The organism is Actinoplanes lobatus (assembly GCF_014205215.1).
Taxonomy (GTDB): Bacteria; Actinomycetota; Actinomycetes; order Mycobacteriales; family Micromonosporaceae; genus Actinoplanes; species Actinoplanes lobatus.
Window position 1 is genome coordinate 7729973 of sequence record NZ_JACHNC010000001.1, and the last position, 23444, is coordinate 7753416.

At 71.6% G+C, this 23444-nt stretch carries 21 protein-coding genes and 1 pseudogene; 14 read left to right on the forward strand and 8 right to left on the reverse strand.

Annotated elements, in window-relative coordinates; all coding sequences use genetic code 11:
• The first annotated feature begins 16 nt into the window (after positions 1–16).
• On the forward strand, positions 17–511 hold the full coding sequence (locus BJ964_RS35470; protein ID WP_188124717.1) for an RBBP9/YdeN family alpha/beta hydrolase: 495 nt from the start codon (positions 17–19) through the stop codon (positions 509–511).
• Here BJ964_RS35470 and BJ964_RS35475 read toward each other — a convergent pair.
• The 4 genes from BJ964_RS35475 to BJ964_RS35490 are packed head-to-tail and all read right to left on the reverse strand — an operon-like array spanning position 492 to position 4826.
• Positions 492–1376 (reverse strand): DUF3626 domain-containing protein, encoded by an 885-nt coding sequence (locus BJ964_RS35475; protein ID WP_188124718.1) that lies wholly within the window; start codon positions 1374–1376, stop codon positions 492–494. The two genes, BJ964_RS35470 and BJ964_RS35475, sit on opposite strands and share 20 nt — an antisense overlap.
• Before the next feature lie 5 nt (positions 1377–1381).
• The gene (locus tag BJ964_RS35480) at positions 1382–2218 is read right to left on the reverse strand and encodes an undecaprenyl-diphosphate phosphatase (RefSeq protein ID WP_188124719.1); all 837 of its coding nucleotides are present in this window, start codon (positions 2216–2218) and stop codon (positions 1382–1384) included.
• Positions 2219–2278: 60 nt separating this feature from the next.
• Complete coding sequence (locus BJ964_RS35485) at positions 2279–3217, reverse strand: tyrosine-type recombinase/integrase (protein WP_188124720.1); 939 nt, start codon at positions 3215–3217, stop codon at positions 2279–2281.
• Positions 3218–3221: 4 nt separating this feature from the next.
• Positions 3222–4826 carry an ABC-F family ATP-binding cassette domain-containing protein gene (locus BJ964_RS35490; RefSeq protein ID WP_223149666.1) on the reverse strand — a complete coding sequence of 535 codons (1605 nt, stop codon included), beginning with the start codon at positions 4824–4826 and terminating at the stop codon, positions 3222–3224.
• A 249-nt stretch (positions 4827–5075) separates the two neighbouring features.
• Here BJ964_RS35490 and BJ964_RS35495 point away from each other — a divergent pair, with 249 nt between their 5' ends.
• The 4 genes from BJ964_RS35495 to BJ964_RS35510 are packed head-to-tail and all read left to right on the forward strand — an operon-like array spanning position 5076 to position 7783.
• The gene (locus tag BJ964_RS35495) at positions 5076–6071 is read left to right on the forward strand and encodes a hypothetical protein (protein ID WP_188124721.1); all 996 of its coding nucleotides are present in this window, start codon (positions 5076–5078) and stop codon (positions 6069–6071) included.
• Positions 6071–6406: a PadR family transcriptional regulator gene (locus BJ964_RS35500; RefSeq protein ID WP_188124722.1), complete on the forward strand. Its 336-nt coding sequence runs from the start codon at positions 6071–6073 to the stop codon at positions 6404–6406. The genes BJ964_RS35495 and BJ964_RS35500 overlap by 1 nt, the downstream gene beginning before the upstream one ends.
• Positions 6407–6455: 49 nt before the next feature.
• The gene (locus tag BJ964_RS35505; RefSeq protein ID WP_188124723.1) at positions 6456–7439 is read left to right on the forward strand and encodes a hypothetical protein; all 984 of its coding nucleotides are present in this window, start codon (positions 6456–6458) and stop codon (positions 7437–7439) included.
• A complete protein-coding gene (locus tag BJ964_RS35510) occupies positions 7439–7783 on the forward strand; it encodes a PadR family transcriptional regulator (RefSeq protein WP_188124724.1) in 345 nt (114 codons plus the stop codon). Before BJ964_RS35505 ends, BJ964_RS35510 begins: the two co-directional genes overlap by 1 nt.
• Positions 7784–8030: 247 nt before the next feature.
• Here the strand turns inward: BJ964_RS35510 and BJ964_RS35515 are convergent, their stop codons facing one another.
• Positions 8031–8807 (reverse strand): endonuclease/exonuclease/phosphatase family protein, encoded by a 777-nt coding sequence (locus tag BJ964_RS35515; RefSeq protein ID WP_188124725.1) that lies wholly within the window; start codon positions 8805–8807, stop codon positions 8031–8033.
• 120 nt (positions 8808–8927) lie between these two features.
• On the opposite strand from BJ964_RS35515, the gene BJ964_RS35520 reads away from it, so the two are divergent.
• The 4 genes from BJ964_RS35520 to BJ964_RS35535 all read left to right on the forward strand — a co-directional run bounded on the left by BJ964_RS35520 (position 8928) and on the right by BJ964_RS35535 (position 13348).
• On the forward strand, positions 8928–9689 hold the full coding sequence (locus BJ964_RS35520; protein ID WP_188124726.1) for a sulfite exporter TauE/SafE family protein: 762 nt from the start codon (positions 8928–8930) through the stop codon (positions 9687–9689).
• Positions 9690–9707: 18 nt separating this feature from the next.
• Entirely contained in the window at positions 9708–10184 is a 477-nt protein-coding gene (locus BJ964_RS35525) for a heme-degrading domain-containing protein (protein ID WP_188124727.1), read from the forward strand.
• A gap of 63 nt (positions 10185–10247) precedes the next feature.
• Positions 10248–11213 (forward strand): Rossmann-fold NAD(P)-binding domain-containing protein, encoded by a 966-nt coding sequence (locus BJ964_RS35530; RefSeq protein ID WP_188124728.1) that lies wholly within the window; start codon positions 10248–10250, stop codon positions 11211–11213.
• A 20-nt stretch (positions 11214–11233) separates the two neighbouring features.
• A complete protein-coding gene (locus BJ964_RS35535; protein ID WP_188124729.1) occupies positions 11234–13348 on the forward strand; it encodes an ATP-binding protein in 2115 nt (704 codons plus the stop codon).
• A 28-nt stretch (positions 13349–13376) separates the two neighbouring features.
• Here BJ964_RS35535 and BJ964_RS35540 read toward each other — a convergent pair whose 3' ends face one another.
• On the reverse strand, positions 13377–15041 hold the full coding sequence (locus tag BJ964_RS35540) for an FAD-binding dehydrogenase (protein ID WP_188124730.1): 1665 nt from the start codon (positions 15039–15041) through the stop codon (positions 13377–13379).
• A gap of 134 nt (positions 15042–15175) precedes the next feature.
• On the opposite strand from BJ964_RS35540, the gene BJ964_RS35545 reads away from it, so the two are divergent.
• The 4 genes from BJ964_RS35545 to BJ964_RS35560 all read left to right on the forward strand — a co-directional run bounded on the left by BJ964_RS35545 (position 15176) and on the right by BJ964_RS35560 (position 20022).
• Positions 15176–16660, forward strand: coding sequence for an IucA/IucC family siderophore biosynthesis protein (locus BJ964_RS35545; protein WP_229807252.1), 1485 nt, complete (start codon positions 15176–15178; stop codon positions 16658–16660).
• A gap of 24 nt (positions 16661–16684) precedes the next feature.
• Positions 16685–18250 carry an IucA/IucC family protein gene (locus tag BJ964_RS35550; protein ID WP_188124731.1) on the forward strand — a complete coding sequence of 522 codons (1566 nt, stop codon included), beginning with the start codon at positions 16685–16687 and terminating at the stop codon, positions 18248–18250.
• A complete protein-coding gene (locus BJ964_RS35555) occupies positions 18243–19367 on the forward strand; it encodes an alanine racemase (RefSeq protein ID WP_188124732.1) in 1125 nt (374 codons plus the stop codon). Before BJ964_RS35550 ends, BJ964_RS35555 begins: the two co-directional genes overlap by 8 nt.
• Positions 19368–19443: 76 nt before the next feature.
• Positions 19444–20022, forward strand: coding sequence for a hypothetical protein (locus tag BJ964_RS35560; RefSeq protein ID WP_188124733.1), 579 nt, complete (start codon positions 19444–19446; stop codon positions 20020–20022).
• Positions 20023–20197: 175 nt separating this feature from the next.
• Here BJ964_RS35560 and BJ964_RS35565 read toward each other — a convergent pair.
• Positions 20198–21157, reverse strand: a pseudogene (locus tag BJ964_RS35565) (MerR family transcriptional regulator); the annotation flags it as partial.
• A 3-nt stretch (positions 21158–21160) separates the two neighbouring features.
• Complete coding sequence (locus BJ964_RS35570) at positions 21161–21781, reverse strand: HEAT repeat domain-containing protein (RefSeq protein ID WP_188124735.1); 621 nt, start codon at positions 21779–21781, stop codon at positions 21161–21163.
• Between the two features lie 86 nt (positions 21782–21867).
• On the opposite strand from BJ964_RS35570, the gene BJ964_RS35575 reads away from it, so the two are divergent.
• Positions 21868–23442, forward strand: coding sequence for an ATP-binding protein (locus tag BJ964_RS35575; RefSeq protein ID WP_188124736.1), 1575 nt, complete (start codon positions 21868–21870; stop codon positions 23440–23442).
• Positions 23443–23444: the final 2 nt, after the last annotated feature.

Here is a 23444-nt window from a genome sequence, read left to right on the forward strand (position 1 = left end):
CGTTACCCTCTCGTGGGTGACGCGATTTCTGCTGGTGCCCGGCCGTGGGGTGCCGTTTCCGAATCACTGGTCACGGCAGTGGGTGCGGGCCCACCGCGACCACACCTGGGCGCCGGAGCCGCCCGGCCCGCCCTATGTGGCCGGCGACCGGGTGGCCGCCCTGCATACGGCCATCGCGGCCGGCGACGCTCCGGCGGTCCTGATCGCACATTCGGCGGGTTGTCTCACGGTGGCGTTGTGGGCCGCCCAGCACACCGGCCCGGTGGTGGGCGCGCTGCTGGTGACGCCACCGGAACGCGACGACATGCCGCGCTCGCCGCTGCCGTTCCGGTCGATCGCGGTGCTGTCGCGCAACGATCCGCACGCCACGTTCGCCTACGGTGAGCAGCTGGCCGGGCAGTGGGGCGCCGAGGTCCACGACGCCGGCCCGGTGGGGCATCTGGATTCGAGTTCCGGGTTCGGCCCGTGGCCGGAGGGCGAGAAGCTAGTGGCTAGGCTGGCCGCCCCTTGATCACCAGGATGTGCCACAGATATTTGATCAGCTGCGGATCGTCGCCGTCGCGGGCCGCCCGCCCGAGCAGGGCCGCGTCCAGGACCTGTTCGCCGTAGCGGGCGGCGATGCGGCGGCCCAGCGCCACCGTCTGCGGGCCGCGCAACTCGTCCGGCAATTCGTCGGCGGGCAGCCGGAATCCGCCGTGCCAGCGCAGCGGCAACCCGAGAGCACGTAGATGCCCTTCGTACGCCGTACCGCGGAATGAGGGGTCGGCGACGACGGCCGCGACGTCGCCGCTGAGGGTGAGACGATCGTGGATCTGCGTTTCGACGTAGTCGTCGAGGGCCCGGCCGGCCCGCGTGCGGGGCGCGCCGAGCGCGGCCACCCACGCGTCTACGCTGCTCGCGCTCACTCCCAGAGCGTTTCCGGTACGGGTGACCTGCGCGAGAAGCCCCTCCCAGACGGCGCCGAACGCGCCCGCCGTGCCCAGGATGTCCGGTTCGGTGTGGCTGTCGCCGAGGCTGAACGTGGCCCGCCGCAGGCAGTGCGAGCGCAGTTCGAGATGGCAGCTGCCGAACCGTGGCGCCGCCCCGTCGGGATGCCCGGCCAGGTTGAGCGCCCCGTAGACGGGCCGGCTGCCGCTGTCGCCGAACATGCGCTGTTCCCAGCGGGGCCGGTCGCCGCCGAGCCCGCCGTTGGAGATGCCGGTCTCGTACCGGGTGCGGTAGACGCCGTCCACGGCGAGGTGCTCGATCACCGTGCGGCCGTCGGCGAGCGGCCGGTCCGGGTGGAAGTTGACCGTGATCGGCGCGCCCGGCACCGGCCCGCCGGACGGAAAAAGCGCCCGCACGTGGGCGAGCGCTTTTTCCCCGGGCGTGGTCATGGCCGCTATTTGGCGGCGATCGTGTCGGTGGCCAGCAGGAGCAGCAGCAGCGAGCCGAGCGCCACCCGGTAGAAGATGAAGATGCTGTACGAGTGCTTGGACACGAACTTGAGCAGCCACGTCACCGACGCGTAGGCGACCACGAAACTGACCACGGTCGCGACGATCGTGTTGGTCCAGCCGACACCGGCGGCGATCCGGTCGGCCTCGCTGACGCCCTGCAAGATTGATGCGCCGGTCAGCGCCGGGATCGACAGGAAGAACGACAGTTTCGTCACGGTCACCCGGTCGATGTCGCGCAGTAGGCCGGCCGACATGGTGGCGCCGGAGCGGGAGATGCCGGGGATCAGCGCCATGCACTGCACGGTGCCGATGACCAGCGTGTCCTTCCATGTGACGTCGTCCTGATGGCGGACCTGGGTGGCGGCGTGGTCGGCGAACGCCATCACCCCGGACCACAGGATCAGCGCCCCGGCGACGAACCACAGGCTGCGCAGGGTGCCCTCGATGGCGTCCTTGAACAGCAGCGCCGCGATCACGATCGGGATGGAGCCGAGCAGCACCGCCAGGCCGAACTTGAAGTCGATGTGTTCCCGGTGAGACTTGTTGAACAGGCCCTTGAAGAAGGCGGGCACCACCCGGGCGATGTCCTTGCGCAGGAACAGGATGGTGGCGAGCACCGCACCCGACTGGATGATCACCGTGAAGGCGGTGATGTCCGGGTCGTCGATGGTGTGGCCGAACAGCTTCTCCAGGATCGTCAGGTGCCCTGTGCTGGACACCGGGAGGAACTCGGTGACACCCTCGACCGCGCCGAGGATGATCGCCTCGACGAGACTCATTTCCGTGCTCAAAACACCCGCCCGCTTTCCGTAGCCGGGTTCAGAGCATAGGGGGCCGTTTCACCCCCTGTTGCGGCGGGCACGGGCCGCCGCGATCGTGTACGCGGGGTCACGGTCCAAGTTGTAACGGTCACGGTCGTAGCGGCGGGTGGTACGCGGATCGGCGTGCCCCATGGCGTCCTGCACGTCTTCCAGGGGTACGCCTTCGGCGCGGGCCGTGATGGCGAACGAGTGCCGCAGCGAGTGCGGCGACAACCGGTCGGCCGAGGCGATCCCGGCCTCGCCGGCGAGCCTGCGGACCAGCCGGAAGATGGCGTGCCGGTCGACGCGGGAGCCGGTCGAGGTGACGAACAGCGGCCCCGGCGCGCTGCCGCGTTCGGCCAGGTAGTCGTCGAGGGCCGCCGCCACGGCCGGGGTGACCGCCCGGCGGCGGGCCTTGCCGCCCTTGCCGGTGAACCGGACGGTCCGGTGGCCGCGTTCGTGGCCGAGGTCGTCGAGGTTCAGCCCGACCAGCTCACCGACGCGCAACCCCAGATCGGCCAGCACGGTGATCATCGCGTGGGTGCGGCGGCCGGCGCGCCCGGCGGCCGCGAGCAGCGCGTCGACCTCGGCCGGGGCGAGCCCGACCGTGGACGGGTGGTCCCGGTCGACCTGGGGGCGGTCCGCGCCGCCGACCGGGTTCGCCGGCACCGCCCGCAGTTTGACCAGGAAGTCGTACCAGCTGGACAGGCCGGACAGTTTCCGGGCCACCGAGGCGGGCGCCAGCGGCCGGGCCTCCAGCTCGCGGGCGTAGGCGTTGACGTCCAGGAACGAGGCGTGCAGTGGGTCGAGGTCACGGCCGGCGCACCAGGTGAGCCAGCCGTCGACGTCGCGCCGGTACGCCGCCCGGGTGTGGTGCGACAGCCGCCGGTTGGCCAGCCACGCGTCGGTGAACTCACGCGCGGCCGTGCCGATGACGGGTTCCCGGCCCGGGTGCGGCTGCAGCGACATGCCCGTCATCGTCTCAGTTCTCGATCAACTGTCCGTCCGCGACATGCCAGTGCCGGGTGTGTCCGATCGCATCGGCGAAATACCGGTCGTGGCTGACCACCACCAGCGTCCCCCGGTAGCGGCGCAGCGCCTCCTCCACCACGTCGAGTGCGGCGAAGTCGAGGAAGTTGGTCGGCTCGTCCAGCAGCAGGATCCGCGACGGGCTGTTGACCAGCACCGCGAGCAGCAGCCGCCGCAGCTCCCCCGCCGACAGGTCCCGCATCGGCGCGTCCCGCTGGTCGGCGTCGAACTGGTGCCCGGCCAGCAGCTTCTCCGCGTCGTCGATGTAGACCGGCACCCGCGCCCGGAAGAACTCCATCACCGTCGTGGTGTCGCGCAGCCCGTCGTCGGTCTGCGGCAGCACCGCCACCTCCGGATGCCGGTCCGCGATCGCCCGCAGCAGGGTCGTCTTGCCCGCCCCGTTACGGCCGGTGATCACGATACGGTCGCCCCGGGTGACGTCCAGGTCGACGTCGCGCAGCAGCTCCCGGTCACCGTGGGTGACGTTCAGGTCGCGAACCTTGAGGACGATCTCGCCCGGGTCGCCGTCGTCGCCGGGGAAGGCGAGCGTCAGCGGCGGGCGGGTCCGCGGCCGGGCGATCCACGACACCGACGCCATCTGCCGCCGCAGCCGCCGCTCCCGGACCTTCGCCTTACGGGCCACCAGCCGGGCCACGCGCCGCAGGTGCGGGGCGGTGGCCCCGGAACGGACGGTGTTCTCGACGCCGCGGGCGTACCCCTTGGTCTTCTCGATGTCGGCTTCCAGGCGGATCCGGTCCTTCTCCTGCGCCTCGTAGTCGAGCAGCAGCTTCTCCCAGCGCCGCTGCTTCTCGGCGCGGTAGGCGGTGTAGCCGCCGCCCGGATAGTCCTGCGGCTGCTCGTCGATGCCGTCCAGCTCGACGATCCGGGTGACGACCTCGTCCAGGAACGCCCGGTCGTGGCTGACCGCCAGCACCCCGCCCTCGAAATCGCGCAGCCACTGCCGCAGCCAGGCCGCGCCCTCGGCGTCGAGATGGTTCGTCGGTTCGTCGAGCAGCAGCAGGTCGGGTTCGTCGAGCAGGGCCCGGGCCAGCATCAGCCGCGCCTGCTCGCCGCCGCTGACCGCCCGCAGCGGCAGGTCGTCGTCGAGGTGGTCGATGTCCAGACGCTGCCGGATCTCGGTGAGCCGCGTCTCGGCCCTCCAGCCTTCCAGGGCGGTCCAGCGTTCCTGGACGGCCGCGAACTCGTCCAGGACGTCCTGGCCTTCGGCCAGTCGTTTCTCCAGCTCACGCAGCCTGGCCGTGACGTCCGCGAGCTCGCCGAGGCCTCCGCTGAGAAACGCGCCGACGCTTCCGTCCGGGTCCGGCATCCGTTGCGGGACGTACGCGACGCGCGTGCCCGTGGCGAGGCCGAGGTGCCCTTCGGTGGGGGTGAGCTCGCCTGCCAGCACGCGGAGCAGGGTGGTCTTGCCGGCGCCGTTGGGTCCGACGACCCCGATCCGGTCGCCGGGGCGCAGCACCAGGTCGAGGCCGGAGAAGAGCAGGTCACCGTCGTGGGCGCGGCCCAGCCGGACGGTTTTGAGATGAGCGGACTGTTGCAAGATCTACTCCAGGGGAGAGTGCACCGACAGGGATCTGGGGGTCGGTTGTCTCTCACATCGCGCTGGTGCGCTCCCGGTTCACTCGGCGGTAGGTCCGGCTCCCACCATGCCCGCCGCTCCCGCCCCGCCGCAACCACATTTTCCACTCACCCTTTTCGAATAATACGGCCGCCGATGCATCCCCCCTCATCCTCACCCGATTCGGATACTACGGTTGACGTTATATGACGTCGCCCGTAGTTTGTTGGCATGTCTGCTTCCGACTGGCCGCACGCCGAGCCCACCCTGGAGCGCGTCTACCGCCGTCTGCTGCACGCCTACCCACGCCCCTACCGGCGCCGCCACGGTGCCGAGATCGTCACCACCCTGCTGGAGATGGCCGAACCCGGCCAGCAACGTCCCCGCCTCGCCGACTCCTGGCATCTGATCGCCTCCGGCCTACGGCAACGCTTCCGGCTCCCACACCGCCCACTGGCCTGGGCGGCCGCGGTCCTGGCCCTGCTCGCCGGCGGCGCGTTCGGTGCGGCGGCCGGCTCATGGGCGGCCGCGCAAACCCTGGCCGACCTTCCCGGCCCCGCCCAGACCCTGGCCCTGCACCAGGTCGCCGCCGGCGCCACCGGCGGCCAGGTCAGCCTGAACCTCACCTCGGGCGCCCCGATCTCCGGCCCGGAATCCTTCGCCACCACGACCTTCACCACCACCACCCCCTGGGACACCCGGCAGGCCCAGACCCGGCTCGCCGCCGACGGCTGGCGAATCGGCCCCCCGCCACAGAACCACGCCCGGTTCGAAGCCGTCCGCGACGGCCTCACCGTGCTGGTGTTCGGATCCTCCGACGCCACTCGAACGGCGGTGCTGACCAGCACCACCGCCCTCGACAACGGCTGGCTGCGGCCGCTGACCGTCCTCGGCCTGCTGGCCGGCGCCACCGCCGGCTGGCTGATCGCGGCCGCCGTCACCCAGCGCCGTTCCCGCCCGGCCACGGTCGCCGCCCTGGCCACCTTCGCCGCGCTCACCCTGCCGGTCTGGGCCGTCTACGACTCCACGGTCGCCACCCTGCTGCATCCCGGCCACGGTTTCGTGGCACACACCGTCCTGTGGCCGTCGTACTTCTGGCCGGTCGAGCCGATCTGGCTCAACACCGCGTGTGCGTTCACCGGCCTGGCCCTGGCCGCGATCACCCTCGCCCTGTCGCTGGTGGGCCAGCACCCCGCGACGACCATCTCCCGGCAGGTGGCGCTCTGATGCAGGAGCCGACGTTTCTGATCCTGACGGCGCTGGCCGCTCAGCCTTTGCACGGTTACGGCATCGTCCAGTCCGTGATCGCCCTGTCCGAGGGCGAGGTGAAGCTACGGCCGGGAACCCTGTACGGGGCTTTGGACCGGCTTGCCGAGCAGGGCCTGATCGAGGTCGAACGTGAGGAGGCGGTCGAAGGTCGTCTTCGCCGTTACTACCGGCTCACCGACGGCGGCGCGGCCGCCCTTGCCACCGAGGTGCAGCGGCTGCGCCGCCGTGCGGCCGCCGCGGAGACCCAGCTCAAGGACCGCCGCGGCATCGTCCCCGGCCTCGGCACCGCCTGAGCCGGGCCACCACCCCCAGCCTCGCCCGACCCACCGAAAGTTGCCGAACATGTCTACCTCCGACTGGCCGAGCGCCGCCCCCACGCTCGAACACCACTACCGGCGGCTGTTGAACGCCTACCCGAGCCACTACCGGCGCCGCCATGGCGCCGAGATCGTCACCACCCTGCTCGAGATGGCCGAACCCGGCCAGCAACGCCCCCGCCTCGCCGACTCCTGGCACCTGATCGCCTCCGGCCTACGGCAACGCCTCCGGCTGCCCCGCCGCCCCCTGGCGATGCTGGGCGCCGCCCTGGCCCTGCTCGCCGGTGCGGCGTTCGGCGCGGCCGCCGGCTCGTGGGCGGCCTTCCAGACCTACACCCCGCTGCCCAGCCACGATCAGGCCACGGCCGTCCACCGGCTGACCGCCGGCGTACCCGGCGCGGCGCCGTACGTGCGGACACTGCGCGGTTTCTACGACACCGGCCCGATGGTCATGGCCGACAGCAACCTGTCCGGCTGGCAGGCCGCCCCGGCCCGGGCCCGGCTCGCCGCCGACGGCTGGCAGAACCTGCCGGTGGCGCCACCCGACCGCGGCTACGAACTCCTGATGCGACGCGACGGCCTGCGCATCCACGCGGTCACCGACGTCACCCGTTCCACCGTCTGGTCCACCGTGTCGGCCGTCGACAACGGATGGATGCGGCCGCTGGTCGTGGCCGGTCTGCTGGCCGGCGCCCTCACCGGGTGGCTGATCGCGACCACGGTCGCCCAGCGCCGTTCCCGCCCGGCCGCGGTGACCACCGTGTTCGCCGTCGCCGCGCTGACCCTGCCGGTGGTGTCGATCGCCGACAACCTGACGAACATCTTCCACCGCGCCCACCAGGGAGCGACCGTGCATCACGTGCTGATCACATCGTCGTACTGGCCGTCCGGCCCACTGTGGCTCAACCCGGCGCTCACCGTCGCCGGTCTGGCGCTGACGGTCGTCACGGTCCTGGTGTCCCGGCTCTCCCGCCCGTCCGGGCCTTCGATGCGGGAGGTGGCGCTCTGATGCAGGAGCCGACGTTTCTGATCCTGACGGCGCTGGCCGCTCAGCCTTTGCACGGTTACGGCATCGTCCAGTCCGTGATCGCCCTGTCCGAGGGCGAGGTGAAATTACGGCCGGGAACCCTGTACGGGGCTTTGGACCGGCTTGCCGAGCAGGGCCTGATCGAGGTCGAACGTGAGGAGGCGGTCGAAGGTCGTCTTCGCCGTTACTACCGGCTCACCGACGGCGGCGCGGCCGCCCTTGCCACCGAGGTGCAGCGGCTGCGCCGCCGTGCGGCCGCCGCGGAGACCCAGCTCAAGGACCGCACCGTTCCCGGCTTCGGCCAGCCCGCCCCCGGCGTCGCCTGACACCCCGCGTGCAGTGCCGATCGTCGCCACGGGGGCGACCGAACGGCCACAGCAGGCGAAGGTCAGCATGGCTCACCGGGGCGGTGAGCGCCTGATCGACGCGGTGGAGACAGCGCTGGGGACCGGCTGGACCGGCGAGCTCAGCCCGGCGGGCGCGGCACAGGCGGGAGTGGGCAATCAGCTCGCGTGGCAGGGCGCAACGGCCGTGAAGAAACGGGACGGGCGTCACGCGTACCGAAAAATGGGGTCAAGGACGGTCGAGGCGCACGACGAGCGGGCGATGGTCGGAGATCGGCTGCGACGGGGTGCGCACCTGCACGACCCGGCCCAGGGCCGCCACCCCGCGCGGGTCGGCGAGCACATGATCGAGCTGGGTCTTCGGCGCCGGGCTGGGGAACGTCGCGGCGCGGGCCAGCGGCCGCCAGCCGGTGAACGCGCGCACCGGCACGGCCGGCATGTTCAGGTCGCCGAGCAGCACCCGCGGCGCCGGCAGGGCCCGCAGCGCGCGGACGGCGTGGCGCAACTGCCGCACGTTCCAGCCGGGCACGAACGACAGATGGGTGGTCGCCACCGTCATCGGCCCCGACGGTGTCTGTACCACGGCCGCCAGCAGAACCCGCGGTTCGTCGCGCAGCAGCAGCAGACCCCCGTCGGGCGCGAACACCGGGGAACGCACCGGAGCGCCGGGCAGTTCGGTGACCTGCCAGCGGTCGACCGGATACCGCGACACCAGCGCGATGCCGTACTGCGGGTGGGCGATGTCGACGCCGGAGTGCCAGGGTTCCCAGGCCTGGCCGGGGGTGCCGACGACGGCGGCGGCGAACCGGTGGGTGGTGGCGTCCAGGGCGTCGGCGGCCAGCGCGGTCAGGTCGAGCAGTCCGGAGCGGGGCTGCGCGCGGTCCACCTCTTGCAGTCCCAGGACGTCGGCGTCGAGGTCGGCGATCGCGGTGCGGATCCGGCCGGCGTGTACGGTGCCGTCGGACAGTGATCTGCCGTGCAGCAGGTTGAAGGTGGCCAGGCGCACCAGCCGACCCTAGCCAACCGGGGTGAGTGGGATGTTTATCAAGGCAGTGTTGTGCCTCGCGTTGTTGTTCATCGCGGGTGCGTCGTTCGGGATCTGGCTGCAGAGGCAGCGGGGCCGCCGGTGATCGCCACGCTGCTGGTGGCGGCCGCGGCGGCGGGCTGGGTGGACGCGGTCGTCGGCGGGGGCGGGCTGTTGCTGCTGCCGGCGCTGATGCTGGCCGCGCCGCATCTGCCGACGGCGACGGCGCTGGGTACCAACAAATTGACGGCGATCTGCGGCACGAGCACGGCGGCCGTCACCTACGCCCGCCGCACGAAGATCGACTGGCGGGTGGCGGGCCCGTCGGCGGCGCTGGCGCTGATCTGTTCCGGTTGTGGGGCGCTGCTGGCCGGTGGGATCCCGGCGACCGCGTTCCGGCCGGTGATCATCGGGGTGCTGGTGGCGGTGGCGGTGTTCGTCACCGTACGCCCGCAGATGGGGTTGATGGAGCACCCGGAGAAACGCACGCCGTGGCGCCGGGGTGTCGCGGTGGCCGTGGCCGGCGGTGTCATCGCCACCTACGACGGGCTGATCGGCCCGGGCACCGGCACCTTCCTCGTCCTGGCGTTCACCGGAATCGTCGGCGCCGACTTCGTGCACGGCTCGGCGATGGCGAAGATCGTCAACACGGCGACGAACCTGGGTGCGCTGGTCGTGTTCGCCGCGACCGGCCATGTCGCCTGGAAACTGGGCCTGGGCATGGCGGTGTGCAACGTGCTCGGTGCGGTGATCGGCGCCCGGATGGCGTTGAAACGCGGCGCCGGCTTCGTCCGGATCGTGCTGCTGGTGGTGGTGCTGGCACTGATCGCCCGGCTGGGATACCTGCACTGGCAGGAAAGCTAGAACGACAGAATGGGTTCCATGAGCGACGACCTGGACCAGTTGATCAACGACATCGAGCAGCAGGAGGCGCGGCTGGTGTTCGAGAGCTTCACCGAGGCCGACGCGTTCGCGCTGGGCTGCCTGCTGGTGAACCTGGCCACCGAGCGGCGACTGCCGGTGGCCGTCGACATCCGCCGCGGGCCCCAGCAGCTGTTCCACGCCGGGCTGCCCGGTTCGACCGCCGACAACGACACCTGGATCGAGCGCAAGGTCCGTGTCGTCTACCGGTTCGGCGCCTCCTCCTACCTGGTGGGCCGCCGTCTCGCCGCGAAGGGCCGCCAGCTCGACGCCTCCCAGGGTGTCGACCCGGCCCGGTTCGCGGCGCACGGCGGCGCGTTCCCGGTACGGCTCGCGAACGCCGGGGTGATCGGGGTGGTCACCGTGTCCGGGCTGCCGCAGGCCGACGACCACGCCCTGGTCGTCGAGGCGATCGAGACGTTCCTGGCCGCCGGCTGACGCCCTCTGCTGTCGGCAGAGCCGCCTGGGCGTGTCGCCACGCTGTCGGGCAGGCTCGCCGGTATGCGGATTCTGGTGCTGGGTGGAAGTGGTTTCGTCGGGCGGGCCGCCGCCGAACTGGCGGTGGCCCGCGGCCACGACGTGACGGTGTTCAACCGGGGCCTGCACGACCCGGTAGCCGGGGTGACCACCCTGGTCGGCGACCGCTCGGCCGACGGCGGCCTGGACGCGCTGCGCGACGGCACCTGGGACACGGTGATCGACACCTGGTCGGCCGAAGCCTCAGCGGTCGGCGCGGCGGCGTCGCTGCTGTCCGGCCGGGCGGCCCATTACGTGTACGTCTCCAGCCGCTCGGTCCACCGGTGGGATCCCGGCCACCCGCCGCTGGCCGAGGACTCACCCCTGGCCGACGTCGACGACCCCGGCTACGCCGGTGACAAGCTGCGCGCCGAGATCGCGACCGCCGCGTTCGACGGCCCGGTCCTGCTGGCGCGTGCCGGGCTGATCCTCGGCCCGTACGAGGACATCGGCCGCCTGCCGTGGTGGCTCAACCGGCTCCATCAGGGTGGCCCCACCGTGGCGCCCGGCCCCCGCGACCTCGCCTTGCAGTACATCGACGTCCGCGACCTGGCCGCGTTCCTGCTCGACGCCGCCGGACGGCACGGCCCGTTCAACGTGGTCAGCCCACCCGGCCACACCACCATGGGCGAACTGCTGGACGTCGCCAACGAGGTGACCGGCGGCCACGCCGACCTGCGGTGGCTGCCGGGCGAGGACATCGTCGCCGCCGGCGTGCAGCCGTGGACGCAGCTGCCGATCTGGCTGACCCCCGAGGCCGGGTACGCGTTCATGCACCAGGGCGACGTCAGCAAAGCGATCGCCGCCGGCCTGTCCTGCCGGCCGGTCCGCGACACGGTCACCGCCACGTGGGCGTGGCTGCAAACCCTGCCGGGCGGTGCACCGCAGCGCGCCGACCGGCCGGCGCCCGGCCTCGACCCGCAGGTCGAGGCCAAGATCCTGGCAAGCTAGCCGGTCCGTCAGAGCAGAGCATGTTGGAGAGATTCTTCGGCCGCGCCGCCCAGGGGACATCGCTTCTCATGCTGGCGGACCAGAGCGGCTCGGTCGACATGCTCGACGAAGCGATCGCGATGCTGCGACAGGGGCTCTCGACCATGCGGCCGCGAGGCGCGGCCTACGCGACATACCTGTCGAATCTCGCCGCCGCACTCCAGATGCGAAGCACCTGGACCGGTGTGCCGATCGCCGACAGCGGCAGCATCGAGACGGGCCGGCAGGCGGTGGCGGCGATGCCGGCCAGGTATCGGCTGCGTCCCCTGGCGCTGTCGAACCTGGCCGACGCGCTGTGGCGCCGCTACGACCAGAGCGGTGAACGCGCCGACCTGGACGAGGCCGCGGACCTCGCCGGGCAGGCGCTGAGCCTGGCCCGCCGGCACGACGGCAACCTGCCGCGTTTCCTGGCCGTCCGGGGCAAGGTGCTGCTGTCGTCGTACGAGTGGACCAAGGATCCGGCCGACCTCGAAACCGCGCTCGACGCGACGCAGCGGGCGCTGGATCTCACCCCACCTCAGCATCCACGGTATGCGACGACGGTCGACCTGGCCGGAGCGGTCCGCAAAGAGCTCTGGCGGGCGACGGGCCAGACACGCTTTCTCGACGACTGCATCGAGCTACGGCGCGCAGCCGCCGCATCGACCGGCGCCGACCACCCGGAGCACTACATCTGGCGGGCCAACGTCGCGGAGGCGCTCGGTGAACGCTATGCGCGCCTCGGCGACGACCGCGACGTCACCGAGGCGATCGACCTGCTGCAAGCAGACATCCGGCAGGCTCCGGCCGCCGGCTACCTGAGCTACGCGCTACGGGTGCTCGGTCAAACCTACCGGCTGCGCTACGAGGCCAGCGGTTCGGTCGGCGACCTGGCGGCGGCGGCGACAGCGCTGCGTGACGGCCTCGACGCCGCCGCACCGGCAGACCCCGAACGGGCCGGGTTGGAGATGGAGCTGTGCCAGGTGCTGCTGCTGCGCCACGAACGCGACGGCGACCGGAGAATCGTCGACGAGGCGGTGGCCCGCGCCCGCCGCGCGGCCGCCGGACTGCCGGTCGACCGCCTGGACGGGGCGATGTGCACCCTCGCGTTGAGCCGTGCCCTGCTGGCTCGCTTCCAGCACCACTACGACACGAGCGACCTGGAGCAAGCGGCCACGCTGACCGGATCGGTCTTCGACGCCATGCCTGCCGACGGCCAGAACGGGCCGGTACTGATGGCCAACGGTCTCGCCGTGGCCAACACCCTGATCGGGTTCACCCGCGATCGTGGCTGGCTGGCCGTCGCGACACGACTCGCCGACACAGCGCTGGCCGCCACGCCGGCGGCCCACCCCGCCCGGGTGCTGGTCGCCAACAACAGCGGCCTGCTGTACCGCCACAGGTATCTGCTCGACGCCGATGCCGCCGCGCTGGACAGAGCCGAGACGTTGCTCCGCGAGGCGGCCCGGCCGGACCAGCCCGCCCCACGCCACGGGTATGTTCCGCTGAACCTCGCGTTGACGCTGATGGACGTGTCGTCGGCGCACGGGGACACGCGACCGCTGGTGGAGGCCGTCGCGATGTTGCGCGAGATGCGCTCGGCCCGATCGGGCGGCCCGGCCGACCGGATGGTGACGGCCAACCTCGCCGTCGCCCTGTCACGGCTCCACGAGCACCGGCCGGACCTGCCCGGCGACGAGGTGCTCGAACTGCTGCGCGAGACGGCGACCGACGACGCGGCGCCGCCGCTGCACCGGGTCGAGATGTCGGCGTTCTGGGGCCGTCTCGCGTTTCGCCGCGGCCGCCTCGACGCCAGCCTCGACGGCTACGGCAACGGTGTGCGGCTGCTGCCCAGGCTCGCCTGGCGGGGCCTGGGCCGCACCAGCCGGGAACGGCTGCTCAGCCTCAGCCCCGACGTGGTCGGCGACGCCTGCGCCGTTGCCGTTGCCGCGGCCCGGCCGCAACTCGCGGCGGATCTGATCGAACAGGGACGGGCGGTGCTGTGGTCGCAGGTGCTCGAGTCTCGTGCGGCCATGACGGACCTGCGGGCCGCCGCACCGCGGCTCGCCGCCCGGCTGAGCAGCCTGGCCGCGACCTTGGAGGAGCCCGGCAGGTAGGCGGCCGACCGGCCGCCCACCTGTCCGGTCAGAGGCTGGCGGCCGCGTGCCGCCCGGCCGCCCGGCCGGAGAACAGGCAGCCACCCAGGAAGGTGCCTTCCAGGGCGTTGTAGCCGTGCACGCCGCCGCCACCGAATCCGGCGACCTCCCCGGCCGCGTACAGGCCGGGGATCGGCGCCCCGTCGGCGCCGAGCGCCCGCGAGTTCAGGTCGGTCTGGATGCCGCCGAGCGTCTTACGGGTGAGGATGTGCAGTTTCACGCCGATCAGCGGTCCGGCCGCCGGGTCGAGGATCCGGTGCGGGGCCGCCGTACGCCCGATCCGGTCGCCGAGGTAGCGGCGCGAGTTGTGGATGCCCTGCACCTGCGCGTCCTTGGTGACCTTGTTGGCGATCTGCGAGTCCCGCGCCTCGATCTGCGTGCGCAGCGTTCCCGCGTCGAGCAGCGGCTGTTCGGTCAGCTTGTTCATGCCGGCGACCAGGTCGTCGAGGTTGTCGGCGACCACGAAGTCGGCGCCGTGCGCTTTGAACGCCTCGACCGGGGCCGGCGCGCCCTTGCCGAAGATCCGCTCCTTGAGGAAGCCGCGCCGGTCGCCGGCGGTCACGTCCGGGTTCTGCTCACTGCCGGACAGCGCGAACTCCTTCTCGATAATTTTCTGCGACAGCACGAACCAGGAGTGGTCGTAACCGGTCGACCGCAGGTACTTGAGCGTGCCGAGAGTGTCGTAGCTGGGAAAATACGGGGCCGGCAGGCGGCGGCCGAGCGCGTCGAACCACATCGGCGACGGCGCGGACAGGATCCGGATGCCGTGGCCGGGCCAGATCGGGTTCCAGTTGCGGACACCTTCGACGTAGTGCCACATGCGGTCGCGGTTGACCAGCCGCACCCCGGCGGTCTCGGCGATGCCGAGCATCCGGCCGTCGACATACGCCGGAACACCGGTGATCATGCTCGCCGGCGGGGTGCCGAGCCGGTCCGGCCAGTACTCGCGCACCAGATCGTGGTTGGCGCCGATCCCGCCGGTCGTGACGATCACCGCCTGCGCCCGCAGTTCGAAGTCGCCGACCACCTCCCGGTTGGAGGCCACACCGCGGGCCGAGTCGTCGGCGGCCAGCAGCACCCCGCGCACCCCGACGACCGCGCCGGCCTCGACGATCAGCTCGTCGACCCGGTGCCGGTGGTGCAACCGCAGCCGGCCGGTACCGGCCGCCTCCAGCGCGGCCGCCGCGAACGGGGCGACCACGCCGGTGCCGGTGCCCCAGGTGACGTGGAACCGCGGCACCGAGTTGCCGTGACCGTCGGCGCGCAGGTCACCGCGTTCGGCCCAGCCGGCGAACGGCAGCCACCTCAACCCCATCCCGGACAGCCAGGACCGTTTCTCGCCGGCCGCGAACTCGACGTACGCCCGCGCCCACTTGACCGCCCACTCGTCCTCGGCGCCGGGGCCGAGCCGGTCGAAGCCGGCGCTGTTGCTCCAGTCCCGCCAGGCCAACTCGACGCTGTCGGTGATGCGGGCCCGCTTCTGTTCGGGGCTGCCGACGAAGAACAGGCCACCGAACGACCACCACGCCTGCCCGCCCAGGTTCGCCGGATTCTCCTGGTCGACCAGCGCCACGCTCTTACCGGCGGCGGTGAGCTCGCGGGCCGCCGCCAATCCGGCCAGGCCGGCCCCCACCACGATGACGTCGACGTCCACGACACACACCCCTTCACCAATGAATACGAGAATTTATCGGATTAGCGGCGTGGGGGAAATCCCCGAATGTGATCACCACCGCTGCCGCAGTGTCCCCGCCGGACACCCACCGCCCCGACCGCGACAATAAGCACGTGCCGACCCCCACCGCCGACCCCGCCGGCACCCGAACGCAACTCGCCGACCTGCGCCCCGACCTGCTCACCGGCTACGACACCGCCCTACCCGGCGCCCACGCCGCCATCCTGGCCCGGCTGCTGCTCGCCCTCGAACACGAACCCCTGCCCGGCCTGCAAACCCGCCACCACCACAACGGCCGCACCCACCTCCGGTTCACCCACACCACCGTCACCTACCCCACCACCGCCGCAACCCCCTTCACCGAACCACCGGCCGGCCTCACCGTGCTGGTGGACGGCCTCGACATGACCGACCCGGCGGCCCTGACCGCCCAACTGTGGCCCGGCAGCGCGTTAAGAACCGAGATCGCCAACAGCGTCGCCAACCTGGCACTCGCCCGCGCCGCCAACCCCACCCCCGCGGTCATGGCCACACCACACGAACCCGGCCGCATCGAACAACTCCTCGTCGACGGCCACCCCCTGCACCCCTGCTGCCGCACCCGCACCGGCATGACCGTCGCCGACCTGCTCGCCTACGCCCCCGAACACCACCCCACCTTCCCCCTGCGCCGCCTCCGCGTCCCACCGAACCGCTGGTACGGCACCGCCAACCCGATCCTCTACGCCCACCCCTGGCAAGCCGCCCACCTCCTCGACCAGCACCCGTGGCTCACCGACGACGGCCCCACCACCCCCGTACGCCCCCTCATGTCCCTGCGCACCGTCGCCCCCATCGACGGCGGCCCCCACATCAAAACCGCCGTCGACATCCAGATGACCTCCGCCATCCGCACCGTCTCCCCCGCCGCCGTCCACAACGGCCCCCGCCTCTCCGCCTTCCTCAACCGGCTCACCGCCGACCTGCCACTCGACGTCCTCACCGAAACCGAAGCCGGCGCCGCCATCACCGACCACGGCCCCGACCGGCACCTCGCCCACCTCATCCGCCAAGCCCCACCACCCGGCGCCATCCCCCTCGGCGTCCTCGCCACCACCCCCGCCATCCTCGACACCATCGACGACCCCTACACCTTCTTCACCGACCTCACCACCGTCCTGTTCGCCCCCCTCGCCACCATCCTGAACCGCGGCGTCGCCCTGGAAGCCCACGGCCAGAACACCCTCATCGTGCTCTCCGACGGCCGCCCCACCAGAACCGTCTACCGCGACCTCGGCGGCATCCGCGTCCACACCGACGCCGGCGCCCCCGACCTGCACGGCGACCTACCCACCGACGACCCCGCCGAACTGCGCACCAAACTCGCCGCAGCCGCCCTCGCCACCGTCGCCCGCCAGACCATCACCGCACTGAGCCACCACCACCACGCCGAACCCGACCGGCTCTGGCAACTACTCGCCACCGCCCTGCACCACACCGACCCGAAACTGCGCACCGACCCCCTGCCGGTCAAAGCCACCACCGCCATGCGCCTGGCCGCCGACCCCCTGCACGACCAATGGACCCACCTACCCAACCCGATGGCCGCATTCGCCTGAGCCACCCCGCGAAAAGGACCACCCATGATCCGCATCGCCACCGCCGCGGCCCACACCGAAGCCGCCCTCACCGTCCACGCACCCCACCTCGTCGACGGCTTCCTCAACCACCTGCCCCACGCCGCCGACACCGTCGGCCGCCGCCTGCGCGCCGCCCTCGTCCGCGAAAACCTCACCCCACAGACCACCGGCGGCCGCACCCACGCCTTCCACCGCGTCGAATACCCGACCGCCGGCGTCGACGACCCCGTCGACCTGCTCACCGGCATCGACACCACCGGCACCATGACCGCCGAGATCCGCAACGCCGTCCTCAACCTCGCCGTCGCCCTCGCCCGCTACGACGCGCGCATCCCCGCCGACGCCGACCCCGACACCACCGCCATCCACCTGGAACGCCTCGCCGTCGCCGGCCACAACCTGCACCCCTGCGGCCGCACCCGCCTCGGCTGGGACACCGCCGACGTCCTCGCCCACGACCTCGAAGCCGGCCACACCGCCATCCGCTTCATCGCCGTCCAAGACCACGCCCACCTCGGCGACGACCTCAGCACCTGGCTCAACCTGCCGCAAGCACCCCCCGGCTACCGGATCCAACCCGTCCACGCCTGGCAACACGACACCGTCCTGCACCGCTACACCGACCTGTTCACCGACGGCACGCTGCGCCGCATCGACGGCCACCTCGACGCCATCCCCACCGCCGCCCTGCGCACCCTCCTGCTCCCCGGCGGCACCTACCTCAAAGTCAGCCTCGACATCCAGGTCACCTCCACCCGCCGCAACATCAGCGTCGCCTCCACCCGCAACGGCCCCGCCCTCTCCCACCTCCTGCACAAACTCGTCGACGACGACCCCGACGGCCACCGCCTGATCCTCATGACCGAAACCGCCGGCGCCGCCGTACCCGCCGGATCCGGCCGCGACCTGTCCGCCATCACCCGCACCGGCCTCACCGGCCGCCTCCAACCCGGCGAACACGCCATCCCCGGCGGCGCCCTGCCCGCCTACGACCCCGCCACCCACACCACCGTCCTCGCCGGCCTCGTCGACGCCACCGGCGGCAACCCCGCCACCTGGCTCACCGACTACACCCGCCTCCTGCTCCCCCCACTACTGCGGCTCGCCACCCACGGCATCGCCCTCGAAGCCCACCTCCAGAACTGCCTGCCCACCTTCCTCGGCGGACACCCCCACCGCCTCGCCCTACGCGACTTCGCCGGCCTACGCCTGCACCCCGGCCGCCTCCACCAGGCCGGCCACACCATCGACCTGTGGCCCGGCAGCGTCATCACCACCGACGACACCGAAATCCTGCGCGCCAAACTCGGCTACACCGCACTCCAGGCCCACCTCGGCGAACTCGTCATCCGCCTCGGCGAAACCCACAACCTCGACGAAAACCACGCCTGGCGGCTCATCCGCGCCGTCGTCGACGAAACCTACGACGCCCTCGGCACCCACCCCCACGCCACCGCCGACCACACCTGGCTCACCGCCCCCACCGTCCCCCACAAGGCACTCGTGCGCATGCGCCTCGCCGGCACCGGCGACATCCACATCCCCGTGAAGAACCCGCTGCATGTCTGACCACGACGACCTGCTGCGCCAACTGCCGGCACCCCGCTGCGCCTACCTCTACGACACCCGGGCCCTGCGCGCACGCGCCACCCTGCTGCGAGCCGCGCTTCCCGCCAGAACCACATTCCTGTACGCGGTGAAAGCCAACGGACACCCGCACGTCGTCCGTACCCTCGCCGAGGCCTGCGACGGTCTGGAAGTCGCCTCCGGAGGCGAACTCGCCCTGGCCGTCCAAGCCGGCGCCCGCCGCATCGCCTTCGGCGGCCCCGCCAAAACCGACACCGAACTCGCCGCCGCCACCCAGGCCGGCGCCCTCATCAACGTCGAAAGCGCCCACGAACTACGCCGCCTCGCCGCCCTCGGCCACCGCGGCGACATCTGCCTGCGCATCAACCGGGCCGGCCCCGCCCTGTCCGGCAGCCACACCATGACCGGCGTCCCCACCCCGTTCGGCATCGACGAAACCCAACTCCCCGACATCCTCGAAAACCTGCCCGACGGACTCCAGGTCATCGGCTTCCACCTGCACGCCGTCTCCAACAACCTCGACGGCCACGCGCACGCCGCCTTCCTCACCGAAGCGATCGGCTGGTCCCTCAAAACCGCGCATCGGTACGGGCTGAGCATCCGCATCGTCAACGCCGGCGGAGGACTCGGCATCGACTACCAGTCCGACCAGTCGATCGACCTCAGCCCACTGGCCTCAGTGACAGTCCCCGACAGCCTGGAACTGATCCTCGAACCCGGCCGCTGGCTCACCGCCGACGCAGGCTGGTACGCCACCGAAGTCCTCGACCTCAAAACCACCCACGGCCGCACCTTCGCCGTCCTCCGCGGCGGCACCCACCACTTCCGGCTCCCCGCCGCCTGGGGCTACAGCCACCCCTTCACCGTCCTACCCGTCGACGACTGGCCCCACCCGTACCCCCGCCTGTCCGTCACCGACACCGAAGTCGACGCCGTCGGCGAACTCTGCACCCCCCGCGACGTCCTCACCCGCGGCCAGCACATCACCCGGCTGCGCACCGGCGACCTACTCGTCTTCGCCCGCGCCGGCGCCTACGGCTGGGACATCTCCCACCACGACTTCCTGCGCCACGACCCACCCACCTTCCTGACGATCTAAGGGTCACCGCCTCCGGGAACTCTCCGGGTCCCCACCCGGAGGCGCCCCAGGGCCCACCACCACCAGGATCGTCCACATGACACGCGCCGCACTCCTGCTCGGCCCCCTCGCCATGACCGCCTACGGAATCACCCGCATCATCGGCCGACTCGACGACCAGTACGGCCCCGGCGCCGACTGGCAACTCGCCCACCTCTTCGGCCTCGCCGGCATGCTCCTGTTCATCCCGATCATCTGGCACCTGCGCGCCCACACCCGCCCCGGCCCACTACGCGAAACCGTCACCGCCGCCACCCTGCTCGGCCTGACCGCCTCGATCATCCAGTTCAGCGCCGACATCACCCAGGCCGCCATCGCCGCCGACCGCACCGAACTCGTCACCCTGCAGCACGGCTTCACCGACCTGCCCGGCATCCAACTCGCCATCTACGACATCGGCCCGCAACTGTTCTTCATCGGCATCGTCATCCTCGCCGCCCTCACCAAACCACTGCCCTGGTGGAGCCCCGTCCTCCTGCTCACCGCCGTCCTGCTCGCCGCCGTCGACCTCAACCTGCTCCCACTCACCGGCCTGCTCATGCTCGCCGCCCTCCACCCCCTCACCCGCCGCCGCCCGGTAGGCAGCGCCGCCACGCCCGCCCCCGCCACCCGTTAGGCCGCACCCCCGCTTCCGCGCCGCCCATCCCGCGATCTCCACCCGTCCGCAGGACTGGCGCAAAACCCAAAGCGCGGCGATCTTGGACGTTTGACCACCCGACGAGGTGGTCAAACGTCCAAGATCGCCGCGCTTTTCGCACTTCAGAGCGGGCGCTGCAACAACGTCCCCGCAACAACGCCACCGCCCGGTCACCGTCACCCGCCAACTCCTCCAAAAGCCCCCGCGCGACATCCCCCGGCAACTCCGCCAACGCCTGCACCAACCGAATCCGCACCGCCTGATCCCCGGCATGAGCCGCCAACTCACCAGCCAACGCCGAAACGATCCCCGCCACGTGCCCGGCCCCCGCCAACCCACCCAGAACCTCAGCCGCCTCCACATCATTCACACCATCGACCACCATCCCGACCAGCACCGGAACCGCCGCCACCACACCCCGCGACCCCAACGCCAACGCCGCCGGCCCCCGCACCGACACCTCCACATCACCGAGCGCATCCACCAACACCGCCACCACCTCATCACCCGGCATCTCACCCAGCGCCACCACCGCCCGCCGCCGCACCACCGCATCCTCCGACGACACCCCCACCGCCAGGCTCGACACCCCCTCACCACCGGAACGCGCCAACGCCCACCGCAACGCACCCGCCACATTCGGATCCGCCTCGGCCAGCACCGCCCCCGCCAGTAACTCCACCGGCACCGCCACATCCTCACCAGCCAAAACCGCCTGCTGCCGCCGCGCCGCATCCGGCGACCCCAACCCCCGCATCAACTCCACGATCCGCAACACATCCGGCCACCCCGCAGGCGACGACGCATCCACCGCACGAAGCCGCTCCAACAGCTCCCGCTCCCGCCGCACCCGATCCTCAGCCCACCGGATCAACTCACCGATCAACACCGCCGGCTCGAACCCCGGATCCTCCAGCGCCTGCCCCACCTGCCGCAACGACAACCCCAACGACCGCAACGCCTCCACCTCGAAAATCCGCCGCAGATCCTCCGCCCGATACTCCCGATACCCACCCACCGTCCGCCCGGTCGGCCGCACCAACCCCAGAGACTCGTAATGGCGCAGCATCCGGGAACTAACCCCCGAACGCCGCGCCACCTCACCGATCAACACCCGCTACCCCAAAGCCATGATCCGCGTCGCCTCATGAACAGCCGCATCGAAACCCACCTCCGGGTCCCGCAACAACACCCCCGTCGCCGCCGCATGCTCCCGCACCGCCTCATCCACACTCCCCATCGCGGCCTCCAGCACCGGCTCGACCACCGAACCCAACCCGACCAGCGCCCGGCTCAAACTCAACCGCCGCTCCCGGTCCCCACGCCCGAACTCCCGGACCAACTCCCCCGCGAGCCGCTCACCTTCCCCCTCGGGGACCAGCGCCACCGCCGTACGCCACGCCGCCCGCGCCACCTCATCGTCCCCGTCATGCAGCAACGCCCCGGAAACCACCGGATACACACTCCGGTCCCCGATCTTCGACAACGTGTGCAGAGCCTGACTCCGCGCCTGAGCAACCGAAGACCCCAACTCCACCACCAACCGCGGCACCGTCACCTCAGCCGGCAACCGCGTCAACGCCCACGTGAGCATGTCCCGCACGAAGAAATCCGGCTCCACCGCACACCGCCCCACCAGCGCCTCCAACAGCCCCGGCTCCGCACTCGTCCCCGCAGCCATCACCGCCCGCAACCGCACCGACGACGCCGCCGCACCCAACCCATCAACAATGCCCATACACCCAGTCAAGACGTTGCCACAGTGTCAAGGTCAAGGCGTACGGTTACCCTCCCGCTGCCTCCCCGACCCGAAGGGCGCACCAGATGCCCGACGAAGACGACCCCCTCGCCGACGCGGAACGCATCTTCCAGGCCTACGTCACCTCCGGCGGCGCGGACGCCCACGAACTCCCCCGAGCCGCCCACCACTACCGGCACGCACTGACAACACTGCCCAACGACCACCCCCTGCGCCCGCCGGTGACCGCGAACCTGATGGCCTGCCTCCGCGCCCTCTTCCTGACCAGCGCCGACCCCACCCACCTCGACGACGCGATCACACTCGGCCGGCAACAACTCGACCAGGCCGGACCGACGGCACCACTCCCACTCGCCTTCCACACCAGCCTGGCCGGCGTCCACAACGCCCGATTCCAGCACACCCAGGACCTGGCCGACCTGGACGCCACCCTGAACCACCTGCACGCCGCCGCCGACCTGGCCCGCCACACCGAACCCGGCATGCTCCCCGCACTCCGATCCAACCTGGCCTTCACGCTACGACTGCGCTACGACATCACCCGCAACCACGACAACCTCGACGAAGCGATCACCCTCGCCCGCAGCGCCCACCAGGACGCACCCGCCGCCGTCCGCCCCAAAATCGCCTACATGCTCAGCTCGATCCACATGCTCCGCCACCGCGACCTCGGCACTCGCACCGACCTCGACGAGGCACTGCACCTCGCCATCGACGTCGTCGACCACACCCGGCAGGACCACCCCGAATACAGCGGCTACCTGGCACACCTCGCCGCCCTCGAAGTCGAACACCACCAGCGCACCCACGACCCACAGTCCCGCGAACGCGCGGCCGCCCACTACGAACGACTCCTCGACCTACTCGACACCGCCCCCGCCATCCGCCCGATCGTCATCGCGAACTGGGCACAGATCCTCGAAACCGCCGAACGGCAACCCGGCGCGCTCGCCCTGGTCACCCGCATGCTCCCGGAACTCGAAGCAGCCGTCGAGGAAGCCCGCGGCAGCGCTCACCGCCCCGCAACCCTCACCGCACTCGCCCGCGCCCACCTCGCCGTCCACGCCCTTCGCGGAACCCCGGAGAACCTGCACACCGCGATCACCTCGGCCGAGGAGGCCGTCGCCACGACCCCACCCGAACACCCCGACCACGCCGAACACTCGATCTCCGCCGCCGCCGCAAGACTCGCCCGCTGGTCCACCCGCGGCGACCACACCGACCTCGACCGGGCCGGCACACTCCTCACGGCCGCCGCGAACCACCCGACCGCCGCACCCGCCGTCCGAATCCAGGCGGCACACGCACTGATCGCCGCCCGCACGACAGCCGACGACACCGCAGGCGCCGATCACGCCGCCCGGCAGGCCGTGGACCTGCTGCCGGCCGTCGCCTGGCCCGGCGTCCCACGGGCCGACCAGGAATTCCGGCTCGCCCAGGTCGCCGACGTCAGCAATGACGCCACCGCGGCCGTCCTCTCCGCCGGCCACCACTGCGGCGAGGCGGTCGAGATCAACGAGGCGGGCCGTGCCGTGCTCTGGGCCCACCTGCTGAATCAGCGCACCGACCTGGCAGCGGTCCACGCGGTCGCCCCACATCTCGCCACCGCGATGGCCCGGGTTCGCCGCGACCTCGCCTGACT